Origin of the sequence: Streptomyces sp. NPDC048504 (genome assembly GCF_043200035.1) — a bacterium.
GTDB lineage: Bacteria > Actinomycetota > Actinomycetes > Streptomycetales > Streptomycetaceae > Streptomyces.
In genome coordinates this window covers 83,422-97,748 of record NZ_JBICXA010000007.1, presented here as the reverse complement: position 1 = coordinate 97,748, position 14,327 = coordinate 83,422, and the positions used below count along the sequence as shown (strand labels likewise).

At 69.8% G+C, this 14,327-nt stretch carries 15 protein-coding genes; 11 read left to right on the top strand and 4 right to left on the bottom strand.

Translation table 11 applies throughout. The annotated features are described in order from the left end of the window. Window positions 1–16 precede the first annotated feature (16 nt). Entirely contained in the window at window positions 17–742 is a 726-nt protein-coding gene (locus tag ACGFY9_RS18835) for an FAD binding domain-containing protein (protein WP_393755428.1), read from the bottom strand. Between the two features lie 283 nt (window positions 743–1,025). Between ACGFY9_RS18835 and ACGFY9_RS18830 the strand changes: the two genes are divergently transcribed. Genes ACGFY9_RS18830 through ACGFY9_RS18810 form a run of 5 tightly spaced genes read left to right on the top strand, consistent with a single transcriptional unit; the run spans window position 1,026 to window position 5,366 of the window. Beyond that, a complete protein-coding gene (locus ACGFY9_RS18830) occupies window positions 1,026–2,081 on the top strand; it encodes a PhoH family protein (protein WP_393755426.1) in 1,056 nt (351 codons plus the stop codon). 12 nt (window positions 2,082–2,093) lie between these two features. Further along, window positions 2,094–2,591 (top strand): rRNA maturation RNase YbeY, encoded by a 498-nt coding sequence (ybeY, locus tag ACGFY9_RS18825; RefSeq protein ID WP_393755424.1) that lies wholly within the window; start codon window positions 2,094–2,096, stop codon window positions 2,589–2,591. A 33-nt stretch (window positions 2,592–2,624) separates the two neighbouring features. Further along, window positions 2,625–3,932, top strand: a complete 1,308-nt coding sequence (locus ACGFY9_RS18820) for a hemolysin family protein (RefSeq protein WP_393755422.1) — start codon at window positions 2,625–2,627, stop codon at window positions 3,930–3,932. Next, window positions 3,929–4,288, top strand: coding sequence for an MmcQ/YjbR family DNA-binding protein (locus ACGFY9_RS18815; RefSeq protein WP_393755420.1), 360 nt, complete (start codon window positions 3,929–3,931; stop codon window positions 4,286–4,288). Before ACGFY9_RS18820 ends, ACGFY9_RS18815 begins: the two co-directional genes overlap by 4 nt. A gap of 43 nt (window positions 4,289–4,331) precedes the next feature. Next, entirely contained in the window at window positions 4,332–5,366 is a 1,035-nt protein-coding gene (locus ACGFY9_RS18810) for a S66 peptidase family protein (RefSeq protein ID WP_393755418.1), read from the top strand. Between the two features lie 4 nt (window positions 5,367–5,370). Here ACGFY9_RS18810 and ACGFY9_RS18805 read toward each other — a convergent pair whose 3' ends face one another. After that, window positions 5,371–6,795 (bottom strand): MFS transporter, encoded by a 1,425-nt coding sequence (locus tag ACGFY9_RS18805; protein WP_393755416.1) that lies wholly within the window; start codon window positions 6,793–6,795, stop codon window positions 5,371–5,373. 144 nt (window positions 6,796–6,939) lie between these two features. Here ACGFY9_RS18805 and ACGFY9_RS18800 point away from each other — a divergent pair, with 144 nt between their 5' ends. From ACGFY9_RS18800 to ACGFY9_RS18780, 5 genes are all read left to right on the top strand, one after another. Then, window positions 6,940–7,755 carry a helix-turn-helix transcriptional regulator gene (locus tag ACGFY9_RS18800; RefSeq protein ID WP_393755948.1) on the top strand — a complete coding sequence of 272 codons (816 nt, stop codon included), beginning with the start codon at window positions 6,940–6,942 and terminating at the stop codon, window positions 7,753–7,755. 28 nt (window positions 7,756–7,783) lie between these two features. After that, entirely contained in the window at window positions 7,784–8,137 is a 354-nt protein-coding gene (locus tag ACGFY9_RS18795) for a cytidine deaminase (protein WP_393755414.1), read from the top strand. A 302-nt stretch (window positions 8,138–8,439) separates the two neighbouring features. Beyond that, complete coding sequence (locus tag ACGFY9_RS18790) at window positions 8,440–8,925, top strand: hypothetical protein (protein ID WP_033285965.1); 486 nt, start codon at window positions 8,440–8,442, stop codon at window positions 8,923–8,925. A gap of 184 nt (window positions 8,926–9,109) precedes the next feature. Next, complete coding sequence (locus ACGFY9_RS18785) at window positions 9,110–10,426, top strand: beta-xylosidase (RefSeq protein WP_393755412.1); 1,317 nt, start codon at window positions 9,110–9,112, stop codon at window positions 10,424–10,426. 78 nt (window positions 10,427–10,504) lie between these two features. Next, on the top strand, window positions 10,505–11,530 hold the full coding sequence (locus tag ACGFY9_RS18780; RefSeq protein WP_393755410.1) for a WxL protein peptidoglycan domain-containing protein: 1,026 nt from the start codon (window positions 10,505–10,507) through the stop codon (window positions 11,528–11,530). Here ACGFY9_RS18780 and ACGFY9_RS18775 read toward each other — a convergent pair. Both ACGFY9_RS18775 and ACGFY9_RS18770 read right to left on the bottom strand, forming a co-directional pair. Continuing rightward, complete coding sequence (locus ACGFY9_RS18775) at window positions 11,424–11,762, bottom strand: P-II family nitrogen regulator (RefSeq protein WP_393755408.1); 339 nt, start codon at window positions 11,760–11,762, stop codon at window positions 11,424–11,426. The genes ACGFY9_RS18780 and ACGFY9_RS18775 overlap by 107 nt on opposite strands. Continuing rightward, complete coding sequence (locus tag ACGFY9_RS18770; RefSeq protein WP_393755407.1) at window positions 11,759–13,102, bottom strand: ammonium transporter; 1,344 nt, start codon at window positions 13,100–13,102, stop codon at window positions 11,759–11,761. Before ACGFY9_RS18770 ends, ACGFY9_RS18775 begins: the two co-directional genes overlap by 4 nt. A 153-nt stretch (window positions 13,103–13,255) precedes the next feature. Between ACGFY9_RS18770 and era the strand changes: the two genes are divergently transcribed. Next, window positions 13,256–14,215, top strand: a complete 960-nt coding sequence (gene era / locus ACGFY9_RS18765) for a GTPase Era (RefSeq protein ID WP_199811129.1) — start codon at window positions 13,256–13,258, stop codon at window positions 14,213–14,215. Window positions 14,216–14,327 lie beyond the last annotated feature (112 nt).

Here is a 14,327-nt window from a genome sequence, read left to right as displayed (position 1 = left end):
GGCGAACCGTTCCCGCTCAGCGGGCCCCCGCACGCTCCAGCACGCCGGTGACCTCTTCCCGTACGGCCTCGAAGACCGCTTCGGGCAGCGTGCCGAGCGGTGTCAGGGCCAGGGCGCGGAGTATCCGGCCGGTGTCCGTGTCGTAGGGAACGGTGTCGCTGAGCACGTCGTAGCCGTCACGGACCGCGACCCGCAGGACGCGCGCCTCCGTGCCCTCCGCCGCGCCCACCGCCACCGCGACCACGAACGGAACCGCGCCCCGCAGCACACCGGTCAGCTTGCGATAGCCGCTGGCGACCGGCTCGGCCCAGCGCAGGCTCAACAGCACCGGCCGCTTCGCGAGCAGCTCGGCGAGGTCGGTCTCGACGGGACCGTCCGGCTCCAGGACAACCGCGCGGGCGTCCAGCACCAGCGCGGCCGGGAGCAGACAGCGCAGCGTGCTGCCGACGATGTTGCCGCCGACGGTGGCGGTCCGGCGCACCGCACCGGTCCCGACGCCCGCCGCGGCCCGCCGCAGCACCTCCGGCACCCGCTCGTCGATCTCGTGCAGCAGTACGGCCGCGCCCAGCGTCCCGTCCCCGATCACCTTCGCCTCGGGCAGCTCCCGCAGGGACACCGCCTGCTCGGGGAAACCGTCCCGTTGCCAGCCGGCCCAGACCAGGGTCGCCCCACCGACGGGCACCGCCCCCTCAGCCAGGCACGACTGTGCTTCGGACACGGACCTGGGCAGACGCACGAGCACAGCGGCCGACCTGCTTTCCCTGCAAGGCTTACCTGGCGGACACAGCGCATTGTCCGTACAAACGAGGGGGCGCGAACAGGGCTCACGGCGTCACCCCACGCGCCTCCCCTGCGCCGGACCCGCTCCCGAGCCAGTGCAGGACGGGCCCGTATTTCGTGGCCCGACGGTCACCGAAAAGCCCTACGGCGTTGTCAGTGGCCCGGCGTACCCTGGAAACCACCAGGCCGCCCTTGTGGCGGGCGAGTCTTTTCGAGGAGGACGAGCAAGGCCACAGAGCCGGCCCATGACTCAGACACCCACAGCTCACAGCCCCGCGCAGGAGCAGGCGAAGGCACGGTTCACCGTCCCCGCCCAGCATCCGATGGTCACCGTCCTGGGGTCCGGAGACGCCCTCCTGCGCGTGATCGAGAAGGCCTTCCCGGCGGCCGACATCCACGTCCGGGGCAATGAGATCAGCGCGGTCGGCGACGCCCGCCAAGTCGCCCTCGTCCAGCGCCTGTTCGACGAGATGATGCTGGTGCTGCGCACGGGGCAGCCGATGACGGAGGACGCAGTGGAACGCTCGATCGCCATGCTGCGGGCGAGTGAGAACGGGAATGGTCCCGAGGAGACACCGGCCGAGGTGCTCACCCAGAACATCCTGTCCTCGCGAGGCCGCACGATCCGCCCCAAGACCCTCAACCAGAAGCGGTACGTCGACGCGATCGACAAGAACACGATCGTCTTCGGCATCGGCCCCGCCGGCACCGGCAAGACGTACCTCGCCATGGCCAAGGCGGTCCAGGCCCTGCAGGCCAAGCAGGTCAGCAGGATCATCCTGACCCGCCCGGCGGTCGAGGCGGGCGAGCGGCTGGGCTTCCTCCCCGGCACCCTCTACGAAAAGATCGACCCGTACCTGCGCCCCCTGTACGACGCGCTGCACGACATGCTGGACCCGGAGTCGATCCCGAAGCTGATGGCGGCGGGCACGATCGAGGTCGCACCGCTGGCATACATGCGTGGTAGGACGCTCAACGACGCCTTCATCATCCTGGACGAGGCCCAGAACACGAGCCCCGAGCAGATGAAGATGTTCCTCACCCGGCTCGGCTTCGAGTCGAAGATCGTGATCACCGGTGACGTGACGCAGGTCGACCTGCCGAGCGGCACGAAGTCGGGGCTGCGGCAGGTGCAGGACATCCTGGAGGGGCTCGACGACGTGCACTTCTCCCGCCTGTCGTCGGCGGACGTCGTCCGGCACAAGCTGGTCGGCCGTATCGTCGACGCGTACGAGAAGTACGACAGCGAGAACGGTACGGAGAACGGCACCCACAAGGGTGCCCGTGACAAGCGGAAGTAGATCAGCACGACCATGTCGATCGACGTCAACAACGAGTCCGGAACCGAGGTCGACGAGCAGGCGATCCTCGACATCGCCCGCTACGCCCTCGCGCGGATGCGCATCCACCCGCTCTCCGAGCTCTCGGTGATCGTCGTGGACGAGGACGCCATGGAGCAGCTCCACATCCAGTGGATGGACCTGCCCGGGCCGACCGATGTCATGTCCTTCCCGATGGACGAGCTGCGTCCGCCGAGCAAGGACGACGAGGAGCCCCCGCAGGGGCTGCTCGGTGACATCGTGCTGTGCCCGGAGGTCGCCACGAAGCAGGGGGCCGAGGCCGAGACGCAGCACACCATGGACGAGGAGCTCCAACTCCTCACCGTCCACGGTGTGTTGCACCTCCTCGGCTACGACCACGAGGAGCCGGACGAGAAGGCCGAGATGTTCGGTCTCCAGGCCGCCATCGTGGACGGCTGGCGCGCGGAGAAGGGCGTCGACGGCCCCTCCCCGGCTCCGACGGTCTCCTAGGGCACGGGTCAAGGGCACAGGTAAGTACGCCACATGAGTCCTCAGATCGTCGTCGGGGCCATCGCCCTTGTCGTTGTCGCCTGGCTCGCCGCCTGCGCGGAGGCGGGCCTCGCGCGCGTCTCCAGCTTCCGCGCCGAGGAGGCCGTACGGTCCGGCCGGCGCGGCAGCGCCAAGCTCGCGCAGGTCGCCGCCGACCCGACCCGCTACCTCAATGTCGCCCTGCTGGTCAGGGTGGCCTGCGAGATGGCCGCCGCCGCGCTCGTCACCTACGAGTGCCTGCACGTCATCCACGGCACCGCGCCCGCGCTGCTCGCCGCGATCGGCGTCATGGTCCTCGTGTCGTACGTCGCGGTGGGGGTCTCCCCGCGCACGATCGGGCGCCAGCATCCGCTGAACACGGCCACGGCGGCGGCGTACGTCCTGCTGCCGCTCGCGCGGATCATGGGCCCGATCCCGTATCTGCTGATCCTCATCGGCAACGCGCTCACTCCCGGAAAGGGCTTCCGGCGCGGCCCGTTCGCGTCCGAGGCCGAGCTGCGGGCGCTGGTGGACCTCGCCGAGAAGGAGTCGCTGATCGAGGACGAGGAGCGCCGGATGGTGCACTCGGTCTTCGAACTCGGCGACACCCTTGTGCGTGAAGTCATGGTCCCCCGCACGGACTTGGTGGTCATCGAGCGGTACAAGACGATCCGTCAGGCCCTCACCCTCGCGCTCCGCTCCGGCTTCTCGCGGATCCCGGTCACGGGGGAGAGCGAGGACGACATCGTCGGGATCGTGTACCTCAAGGACCTGGTCCGCAAGACGCACATCAGCCGGGACGCCGAGTCCGAGCTGGTCTCCACGGCCATGCGGCCCGCCAGCTTCGTGCCGGACACCAAGAACGCCGGTGACCTCCTGCGCGAGATGCAGCAGGAACGGAACCACGTCGCCGTCGTCATCGACGAGTACGGCGGCACGGCCGGCATCGTGACCATCGAGGACATCCTGGAGGAGATCGTCGGCGAGATCACCGACGAGTACGACCGGGAACTGCCTCCGGTGGAGGAACTGGGCGACGACCGCTACCGGGTCACCGCCCGCCTCGACATCGGCGACCTCGGCGAGCTGTACGGCTTCGAGGCCTACGACGACGAGGACGTGGAGACGGTCGGGGGGCTGTTGGCGAAGGCGCTGGGGCGCGTTCCCATCGCCGGTGCCTCCTCCGTCGTGGAACTGCCCGACGGGCGTGAGCTGCGGCTGACAGCGGAGGCCTCGGCCGGGCGCAGGAACAAGATCGTGACGGTGCTGGTCGAGCCGGTGGATCCGGCCGGCCCGGCCGAGGAGGAGACGAAGCCGGAGTGAGCCCCGAGGAACTGCGCGCGTTCTGCCTGTCGTTCAACGCGACGGTCGAGGACTTCCCGTTCAACCCGGACACGTCCGTCTTCAAGGTGCTGGGCAAGCTCTTCGCCCTGACCCGGCTGGACGGCCGCCCCCTCACGGTCAACCTCAAGTGCGACCCGGAGGACGCGATCCGACTCCGGGAGGAGTACGAGGGGCTGATCATCCCCGGGTACCACATGAACAAGCGGCACTGGAACACGGTGACGGTGGACGGGGAACTCCCGGACCGGTTGGTCAGGGAACTGATCGAGGACTCGTACGACCTGGTCGTGGCCGGTCTGCCGAGGGCGGAGCGGCTGCGGCTCGACCGGCCGTAAAATCCCGGTGAGCGGCTGTTGAAGGCGTGTCAGAATCCGGCCTATGGCTGCTGCTGTGCGATATCCGCGTCCTCTGCGCCCCGGCGACCGTGTCGGTGTCACGTCTCCGTCCAGCGGGGTCCCGGACGCGCTGCGCAAGCGCCTCGACGTCGCGATCCGTGCTGTCGAGGCGCGCGGGTACGAGGTCGTCGTCGGCCGGTGCATGGAGGGGACGAGCCATGTCAGTGCCCCGGCCGGTGAGCGGGCCGCCGAGCTGACGGACATGCTCACCGACCCCGGCATCCGGGCCGTGGTGCCCCCGTGGGGCGGGGAGACCGCGATCGACCTGGTGCCGTTGCTCGACTTCGAGCGGATCGGGCGCGCCGAACCGACCTGGGTGGTCGGCTACTCGGACATCTCGACCCTGTTGACGCCCCTGACCCTGCTCACCGGGACCGCGACCGTGCACGGCAACTCCCTTATGGAGACGCCCTATCGGGCGCCCGAGGGGCTGCTGTCCTGGCTCGACATCGTCGCGGCGCCGCAGGGCGAACCGTTCACGCAGACCCCGCCGGACCGTCATCGGAGCCCGGGCCGGGACGACTTCGCGGGTCACCCGGAGGTCCGGGACCTCACCCTCGACGTCCCCGGGCGCTGGATCCGCCTCGACGGTGACGGCGACGTCGACATCGAGGGCCGGCTGATCGGCGGCTGCGTCGAGACGCTGGCCAATCTCGCCGGGACGCCGTACCTGGACGTCGCCGCCTTCGCGCGGAGCGCGGCCCCCGAGGGGCTGCTCATGTATGTCGAGGCCTGCGAGGACAACGCGTTCACCATCTGCCGGAACCTGCACGGCATGCGACTGGCCGGGTTCTTCGACGCGGCGAACGCCGTGCTCGTCGGCCGGACCCACGCGCCCGACAGCCCCACGCTCACCCAGTACGAGGCCGTCATGGACGCGCTCGGACCGTTGGGCGTGCCGGTGGTCGCCGATGTCGAGTGCGGTCATGTCTCGCCCTATCTGCCGCTCGTGAACGGAGCGCGCGGCCGGGTCGTCCACACGGCCACGCGCTCCGAGATCATCCAGATCCTGGACTGACATCTCATACGGCGGCCGGGTCGGCCCTCCGGTTCCTGCCGAGCCCTACGGCGACCAGCACCGCCGCCCCCAGCACGATCGCCGCGTCGATGCCGACCACTGTGTGGACCCCCGACATGAGGTCGCCCGAAGTGGTGGCGAGGACGCCCAGGAGCGGGATGCCGACGGTGATGCCGACCTGCTGGGTGGAGGTGACCAGGCCGGTGGCCAGGCCCTGTTCCTCGTCGGGGACGCCCGAGGTGACCGTCAGGCCGTAGGAGATGATCGCGCCCAGGTGGCACATGCTCGCCAGGGAGACGGCGGCCGTCGCCACCCAGACAGACCAGGTGTGGGTGTTCAGGGTCAGGAGAGTGGACACGAAGGCCGCCTGGCCGGTGAGCGAGGCGATCAGGGTGCGGCGGGCGCCGATGCGGCCGATGACCTTCGGGGCGTAGGTGCCGGCGACCGCGGACAGGACGCCCTGGACGCCGAAGACCAGGCCCGTCTCGAAGGACGACAGGTGCAGGATCTCCTGGAGGTACAGGGTCAGGACGAAGACCACCGTCGACATCATCGAGAAGGTGACCAGGCCGCCCAGGTTGCCCCAGGCCACCGTGCGGCGGCGCAGCATCGGGAGGGAGACCAGGGGTTGGGGCGTGCGCGACTCGATGTACGCGAAGGCCGTGAGGAGCAGGACGCCCGCGATAAGTGTCGTGATCACGTCGGTGCGGGCGAAGCCGTGGTTGGCCGCCGTCGACAGGGCGTAGATCAGGGACAGCAGCCCGCCGGTGACCGTGATCGCGCCGGGGACGTCCAGGCGGGGGCGGTCCGGGGTGCGGGACTCGGGGAGCAGGGCGGGGGCCAGGGACAGGACGATCACCGCGAACACGGTGAGCAGGGCCATCGTCGAGCGCCAGCCGAGGGTGTCGGTGAGCACGCCGCCGGCCACCATGCCGGTCGTGTAGCCGAGCGAGAGCAGGGTGCCGGAGATGCCGAGCGCGCGGTCGCGGGCCGGGCCCTCGGGGAAGGTGGTGGTGAGGAGGCTCATCCCGGTGGGGACGATCGTTGCCGCGCCCAGGCCTTGCAGCGCCCGGCCCGTCAGGAAGGACGCCGGGTCCCAGGCGAAGGTCGCCAGCAGGGAGGCCGCGCCGAACAGGGCCAGGCCGGTGAGGAACAGCCGGCGGCGGCCGTAGAGGTCGCCGATGCGGCCGAACAGGAGCAGGAAGCCGCCGGACGGGAGCGCGAACGCGGTGACCGCCCACTGGAGGGCGGACTGGCTCATGCCGAGGTCGGCGCCGAGGGTGGGCAGGGCCACGTTGAGGACGGAGAAGTCCAGGGCGACCATGAACTGGGCCGCGCAGAGGACGAAGAGGACGAGCTTGTCGCGCGTCGAGAGTTTCGGAGTGCCGAGTGGTTCGTGGATGGTGGGAGTGGTCGTGTCGGTCGCCATGGGAAGAGCTTCCGGCCGTCGGAATAGGCGTGGGGAGCCGGAAGTTGTGCTGGTGGTGGCACCACCAGGCAGCACGAGGGGGATGTGTACGTGGCTGAGGATGCCCTGAAGAGCCGTCGGCTGAGCGAACTGCGCGAGTTCCTGATGAGCCGCCGGGCCCGGGTCTCCCCGGCCGAGGCGGGGCTCCCGGACGGTGGGGCGCGGCGCCGTACGCCGGGGCTGCGGCGGGAAGAGGTCGCCGTGCTCGCGGGTGTGGGCGCGTCCTGGTACCAGTGGCTGGAGCAGGGGCGGGACATCTCCGTGTCGCCGCAGGTCCTCGACTCCGTCGCCCGGGTGCTGCGGCTGAGCAATGCCGAGCGGCGGCATCTGTATGCGCTGGCCGGACTGAATCCGCCCGCGGCCGAACCTGCCGCCGATCACGGATGTGAGGGCATGCGGCGGCTCATCGACGCGTGGATGCCGTTTCCGGCGCACATCATGGACCGCTACTACAACTGCGTGATGTACAACGACGCGGCGGGCTGGGTGCTCGGCATGCGGCCCGAGAACACGCAGAACTGCCTCGTCGACTTCTTCACCGACCCGCTCTACCGGGCCCGTTCGCAGAGCTGGGAGCGGAACGCGCGCACGGTCGTCGCGCAGTTCCGGGCGGCGTGCGCGGACCGGCCCGACGACGAGGGGTTGCAGGCCGTGCTGGCCGAACTGACCTCCGTGAGCCCGGAGTTCGGTGAGTTGTGGGCGCGGCGGGACATCCAGGACGCCGGGGTGATCCGCAAGGAGCTGGACCATCCGCTGGTCGGGTTGCTGTGTGTCGAGTCGACGGCGTTGAAGGTGCCGGCGCGGCCCGATCTCACGATCGTGCTGCACACGCCGTTGGACGAGGCGAACACCGTGGGGAAGCTGGAGTGGCTGGCCTCTCCGGAGGGGCGGCGGGGTGCGATGTACCCCGTGGCCGGATAGCGCCGGTACTTCTTCGTATGCTCTGGTCATGACCGAGAGCAGCGCGTTTGATCCCGAGGACCGCAAGATCGTCACCCTGGCCCGTTCGGCTCGGGCCCGTAATGGTGTGCCGGAGGGCGCGGCCGTACGGGATGAGACGGGGCGGACTTACGTCGCCGGGACCGTTGCCCTTTCCTCGCTGAGGCTGAGCGCGTTGCGGACGGCTGTGGCCATGGCGGTGGCTTCCGGGGCGAAGTCGTTGGAGGCGGCGGCGGTTGTTACTGAGGCGGAGTCCGTGGCTGCGGAGGATCTGGCGGCCGTACGGGATCTTGGTGGGCCAGAGACGCCGGTGCACGTGGCTTCGCCGGACGGGGTTGTTCGTCTGACGGTCGCTGCTGGCTGAGGTGGTGCTGGGGGCTCCGCCCCCAGACCCCCGGTCGGCCCTGAAGGGGCCTCGTCCTCAAACGCCGGACGGGCTGGATCGTGTCGACCGGTGCTTCAACAGCCCCCTGTCCGGAAGTAACCCGTCCGGATTTCGCCCTTGCTCTCCCCCCGTCCCCGCGCATCAATGGAACCGTAGTTTCCGACGGACCGTCAGATTCTCGCTCTCGTGGCGCACCGCACCGCGTCCGGGAGGGGGCTCTGCGGTGTTTCTCCCGTCCATCCCCACATGGCATTCCCAGACACGGGAAGGGAACCAGACCCATGAAAGGCAAGCTGAGAAGCAAGCGAATCGGAACGGGTGCGGCACTGGTGACGGGGGTCCTCGCGGCCGCCTCGCTGGCGTTCGCGCCCAGCGCGCTCGCCGTCACTCCCCAGACGGCGACGATCACCGCGGACTGCGGCATCTTCGGCGGAGGCGCGGCAACGCTCACCGCCACGCAGGACGGCACCGCGGCCACGGTCACCATCACCTCCTCCATCACGGCGCCGCTCGCCCTGTCGCAGGACTCCATCTCTTCCACCTTCACGTTCGAGAACGCGAGCGGTGGCACCACCGTCTTCAGCGGTACGAAGAACCCGGCCATGGCGACCGGCGACGCCGTCACCGTCGGTCCGCTCGACGGGACCGTGGCCTCCGGTGACAGCCTGGAGGCGTACGGCGGGTCGCTGCAGATGACGATCTTCGGGATCGCCGTCACGTGCACGGCCACCGGACCGCAGTCACCGGGTCCGTTCGTGTTCGACTGAGAAGTCGCCTGAGAATCCCCCCACGGGCTCAACTGGGCCGTCGGTTCCCGCTGTTGGGCGAGAACTGACGGCCCATCAGTTTATTTCACCGTGTCCATTGACTTCTCACGCGATCCCCACATCAATGCCCCCTGTGGGCGCGGAGGAGCCGCTGCGCCCACCGTCCTCAGGAGGGGGCACAGCCATGGCTACGACATTCCGAAGACGCCGTTGGGCGTCGTTGCTCGGGGTGACCGCGCTCGCGGTCGCCGCGGGCGGTGCACTGGCCTGTCCGGCCGGTGCGTCCACGAACGTGGACTTCGCCACGCACTGCATCCCGCCGGCGGTCGCGGGCATCCCGCCGATCGACGGCACCACGACCGCCGCGATCACGGTCGACAACACCGCGCCGAAGGTCGGCGACACCGTCACCGTGACGTACACGGTGGTCAAGCCGGCCGCCAGCAACCCGACCGCGATCGCCCTGCCGGCCGACATCATGACGCCCACCGGGAAGGTCACCCTCGGCGGTGCCCAGACCGGCAGCGTCACGGTGGCCGGGCCCAAGAAGAACGACCCGGTGCCCGGCAACGGCGCCTTCCCGTCGTTCTCCATGACCGGCACCTTCACGGTCACCACCCCGGGCGCGATCACCCTCTCGCCCGGCGACTACAACATCCACACCAGCTACATCCTGGAGCTGGACACCCCCTGCACGGTGACGAGCCCGCCGGCGCCGGTCTCCGAGACCGTCACCGCGACCGCCACCACCCCGGTCAACACCCGTGCGATCAGCCTGGGTTCGGCCTCCGGGAACGCCGGTGACAGCGTCACCGTGACCGGCAGCAACTTCACCCCGGGTGCCACAGTGACCCTGGCCGGACGGTCCGGGACCGCCCAGACCGCGGACACGGCGACCGTCACGGCCAGTGCCGGCGGTGCCATCAGCGGTTCTCTCGTCGTCAACGACAAGACGACCACCGGGGTCGTGGCTTACGAGGGGAGTGCGTGGAGTGCTGACCTCGGTGCCGGTCCTGCCGCCTATGTCGTCAACGACACCACGCCCGTTCCGCCGGGGAGTCAGAAGCTGACGACCACCGTCAAGGCGGGCACGCTGTCGATGGCCCAGGCCGGGGACGCCGTGGGCCTGTCCGCGGTCGACTTCGGCAAGGGCGGTGCCTCCACGGGCGCCCTGAACACGGTGACGGTCCAGGACTTCCGCGGCGGACCCGCGGGCTGGTCCCTGACCGGCAAGGTCACCGACTTCACCGGTCCCGGCGCCAAGATCGATGCCGGGGCGCTGAGTTGGACACCCGCCTGCGCCACCAAGGCGGGCAGCCCGAGCACGTGTGCCGCCGGTTCGGCGGGCACGGTGGGCAGTTCGGGAGCGACGCTCGCGTCCACGCCCGACGGTACGGTCACCGGCGGCCAGTTCACCGTCGACGCCGGACTCTCCCTGAACGTACCGGCGTTCACGCCTCCGGGCTCGTACTCCGGCGTGCTCACGCTGACGCTCACCTGACCGTCCGCCTCACCTCCGGTGGCCGGGCGCCCGCACCCGCCCGACCGCCACACACCTCGTCCGTGGGGGTCCGCACCCATGCGCAAGCTGTACGTCCTCCTCCTGAGCCTCTGCCTCGGCCTCTGTTTCGGAGTGCTCGCCGCGCCCTCCAGCTACGCGGCTGACAACGGCAGTTGGTCCGTCTACCCGGCCGCCTCGCAGGTCACCGCGCGGCCGTACTTCTACCTCTCCGCCGACCCCGGCCAGACCATCCAGGACAAGGTGGTCGTCGCCAACAAGACGGCGAAGCCGCTGACTTTCCGGCTGTACGCGGCCGATGCCTACAACACGGCGCGTGACGGCGGGTTCGCCGTGCGGACCGTGACGGAGACGATGCGGGGCGTGGGTGCATGGGCGAAGCCCGCCAAGTCCCGGGTAACTGTGCCCGCCCACAAGACAGTTACCGTGCCGTTCGCGCTGCACGTGCCCGAAGGGGCCGAACCGGGCGATCACCCGGGCGCGTTGGTCGCCCTCGACGAACGCGTCGACAAGGGGGACGGATCGCTCGCGCTCGGCGTGCAGCGGGCCGTCGGCGCCCGTGTCTACCTCCGGGTCAGCGGACCGACGCTGCCCGCACTCGCCGTGGAACACGTGCAGGTGTCCCATCACCAGCCGCTGGTACCGGGGTTGGGGGGCAGTGGCGCGACGATCTCCTACACGCTGCACAACACCGGGAACGTCACCCTCGATCCGAAGGTGACGTTGAAGGCGCAGGGGTTGTTCGGTCGTACGCTGCTGTCGCGCGGACTGACCAGGATTCCGGCCGAGTTGCTGCCGGGGCAGAGCGTGAAGCTGAGCGAGCCGTGGAAGGGGTCGCCCCAACTCGACTGGGGGGACATCACGTTGACCGCGAGCGCGCCGGGCACGCGGCAGTCGGCGAGCGCGTCGTTCTTCGCGCTGCCGTGGCTCGCGGCGGCGCTGCTGCTCGCGGTCGGGTTCGTCGGGGGAGCGCTGGCGGTCAGAGCGCGTCGGGGCCGCGTTCGCCCGTCCGAACCCGTACCACCGTCTCGACCGGGACCGACCACACCTTCCCGTCCCCGATCTTCCCCGTCCGCGCGGCCTTGACGATCGCGTCGATCACGGCGTCCGAGTCCGCGTCGTCGACGACGACCTCGATCCGTACCTTGGGGACGAGGTCGACGCGGTACTCGGCGCCGCGGTACACCTCGGTGTGGCCGCGCTGCCGGCCGTAGCCGCTGGCCTCGGTGACGGTCAGGCCGTGCACGCCGAGCTCCTGGAGCGCCGTCTTGACCTCGTCGAGGCGGTACGGCTTGACGATCGCGGTGATGAGCTTCATGCCTGGGTGCTGACCTTCTGAGCGGAGGGGAGGGTTGCGCCGACCGGGGCTCCGTGGCCCAGGACGCCGTGATCGTATGCGCTCTCGGCGTGCACCGTAAGGTCAAGCCCGGTCCGCTCCTCCTCCTCGCTCGCCCGCAGCCCCATCGCCTTGTCGAGCACCTTCCCGATGCCGTACGTCACGAGGAACGCGTACGCCCCTACGGCGACCACGGCCACCAGCTGCCTGCCGAGCTGGGCGAGCCCGCCGCCGTAGAGGAGGCCGTCCGTCTTCCCGGTCAGTTCCGTGGTGGCGAAGACGCCGATCAGGAGGGTGCCGATGATGCCGCCGACCAGGTGGACGCCGACGACGTCGAGGGAGTCGTCGTAGTTCAGCCTGAACTTCCAGCCGACCGCGTACGAGCAGACGGCACCGGCGGCCAGGCCGACGACCAGCGCGCCGAGCAGCGAGACCGAGCCGCAGGACGGGGTGATCGCGACCAGGCCGGCGACCGCGCCGGAGGCCGCGCCCAGGGTGGTGGGGTGGCCGTCGCGCTTCTGCTCCACGAAGAGCCAGCCGAGGAGGCCGGTGCAGCCGGCGGTGAGGGTGTTGAGGAAGGCCGCGGCGGCGAGGCCGTTGGCGCCGAGCGCGGAACCGGCGTTGAAGCCGAACCAGCCGAACCAGAGCAGGCCCGCGCCCAGCATGACCATGGGGAGGTTGTGCGGCCGCATGGCTTCGTGCTTGAAGCCGAGGCGCGGGCCGACCACCAGGCACAGGGCGAGACCCGAGGCGCCCGAGGTGATCTCGACGGGGAGGCCGCCCGCGAAGTCGAGGGCGCCGAGGTGCGTCGCGATCCAGCCGCCCGGGCCCCATACCCAGTGCGCGACGGGAACGTATACGAGCAGCGCCCAGACGGGGACGAAGACCAGCCACGCGCCGAACCGCACGCGGTCCGCGACCGCGCCGCTGATCAGCGCGGCCGTGATGATCGCGAAGGTGAGCTGGAAGGTGGCGAAGAGGAGGGTGGGGACGGTGCCGTGGACGGCGTTCGGGCCGAGGCCGGACATGCCCGCGTGCTTCAGGCCGCCGATGAGTCCGCCGCCGACGTCGTCGCCGAACGCGAGCGAATAACCGGCCGCCAGCCACACCACCGTGACCAGGGCGATCGACACGAAGCTCATCATGAGCATGTTGAGGACGCTCTTCGTGCGGACCATGCCGCCGTAGAAGAGGGCCAGGCCCGGGGTCATCAGCAGGACGAGAGCGGTGGCGGCGAGCAGCCAGGCGGTGTCGCCGGTGTCGATACGCCCGTCGGCGAGTGCGGCGGCTTCGGTGACGGAGAGGGGCACGGTCGTCTCCAACGGTGTGGGGGCTCGTCAGAGGGTCACCGGTGCGGGTTTCCGGTTGTGCACGGGGGTGTTTCCGTGACGTTTCGTTGCGGCTGGGTTTCCGAAAGCTCACCGTGCCGGGCTCGGGTGGACTGTTGTGCGGCGGGAGCTTGTGGATCAGGGACAATGGGCGCCATGAGCGTTCGTACCCCGTCATCCAAGCCGTCCGAGGCCCCTCACCGCGCCGGCTTCGCCTGCTTCGTGGGCCGCCCCAACGCGGGCAAGTCCACCCTTACGAATGCTCTGGTCGGCCAGAAGGTGGCGATCACCGCCAACCAGCCGCAGACCACGCGGCACACGGTGCGCGGCATCGTCCACCGGCCGGACGCGCAGCTGATCCTGGTGGACACGCCTGGGCTGCACAAGCCGCGCACGCTGCTCGGGCAGCGGCTGAACGACATCGTGCGTACGACCTGGGCCGAGGTCGACGTCATCGGTTTCTGCCTGCCGGCGAACGAGAAGCTCGGCCCGGGTGACCGTTTCATCGCGAAGGAACTGGCGTCCATCAAGAAGACGCCGAAGATCGCGATCGTCACGAAGACCGACCTCGTGGACTCGAAGACCCTTGCCGAGCAGCTGATTGCCATCGATCAGCTCGGCAAGGAGCTCGGGTTCGAGTGGGCCGAGATCGTGCCGGTGTCGGCGGTCGCGGACCAGCAGGTGGATCTGCTGGCCGATCTGCTCATTCCGCTGCTGCCGGAGGGGCCGGCCCTTTACCCCGAGGGTGACCTCACCGACGAGCCCGAGCAGGTCATGATCGCGGAGTTGATCCGGGAGGCCGCGCTGGAGGGGGTTCGGGATGAACTGCCGCACTCCATCGCCGTCGTGGTCGAGGAGATGCTGCCTCGCGAGGACCGGCCTGCGGACAAGCCGCTCCTGGATATCCACGCCTTTGTCTACATCGAGCGGCCCAGTCAGAAGGGCATCATCATCGGGCCGAAGGGCGCGCGGCTGAAGCAGGTCGGTATCAAGTCGCGTAAGCAGATCGAGGCGTTGCTGGGGACGCCGGTCTTCTTGGACCTGCATGTGAAGGTGGCCAAGGACTGGCAGCGGGATCCTCGGCAGTTGAGGAAGCTCGGCTTCTAGAGGGGGAGTTGGGGGTCCGAGGTTTTTTCCTCGCCCCCGCCGCCCCTACCCGTCCCATCCTCCAGGGGCTCTGCCCCTTCGACCCCGATTCGGGGGCCAGCCCCCGGACCCC

Excerpts from the sequence above, each read along its gene's own strand:
- ACGFY9_RS18830 (WP_393755426.1), top strand. The coding sequence starts at position 1,026 with ATGACTCAGACACCCACAGCTCACAGCCCCGCGCAGGAGCAGGCGAAG.
- ybeY (WP_393755424.1), top strand. The coding sequence starts at position 2,094 with ATGTCGATCGACGTCAACAACGAGTCCGGAACCGAGGTCGACGAGCAG.
- ACGFY9_RS18820 (WP_393755422.1), top strand. The coding sequence starts at position 2,625 with ATGAGTCCTCAGATCGTCGTCGGGGCCATCGCCCTTGTCGTTGTCGCC.
- ACGFY9_RS18810 (WP_393755418.1), top strand. The coding sequence starts at position 4,332 with ATGGCTGCTGCTGTGCGATATCCGCGTCCTCTGCGCCCCGGCGACCGT.
- ACGFY9_RS18805 (WP_393755416.1), bottom strand. The coding sequence starts at position 6,795 with ATGGCGACCGACACGACCACTCCCACCATCCACGAACCACTCGGCACT.
- ACGFY9_RS18800 (WP_393755948.1), top strand. The coding sequence starts at position 6,940 with ATGAGCCGCCGGGCCCGGGTCTCCCCGGCCGAGGCGGGGCTCCCGGAC.
- ACGFY9_RS18795 (WP_393755414.1), top strand. The coding sequence starts at position 7,784 with ATGACCGAGAGCAGCGCGTTTGATCCCGAGGACCGCAAGATCGTCACC.
- ACGFY9_RS18790 (WP_033285965.1), top strand. The coding sequence starts at position 8,440 with ATGAAAGGCAAGCTGAGAAGCAAGCGAATCGGAACGGGTGCGGCACTG.
- ACGFY9_RS18785 (WP_393755412.1), top strand. The coding sequence starts at position 9,110 with ATGGCTACGACATTCCGAAGACGCCGTTGGGCGTCGTTGCTCGGGGTG.
- ACGFY9_RS18780 (WP_393755410.1), top strand. The coding sequence starts at position 10,505 with ATGCGCAAGCTGTACGTCCTCCTCCTGAGCCTCTGCCTCGGCCTCTGT.
- ACGFY9_RS18775 (WP_393755408.1), bottom strand. The coding sequence starts at position 11,762 with ATGAAGCTCATCACCGCGATCGTCAAGCCGTACCGCCTCGACGAGGTC.
- era (WP_199811129.1), top strand. The coding sequence starts at position 13,256 with ATGGGCGCCATGAGCGTTCGTACCCCGTCATCCAAGCCGTCCGAGGCC.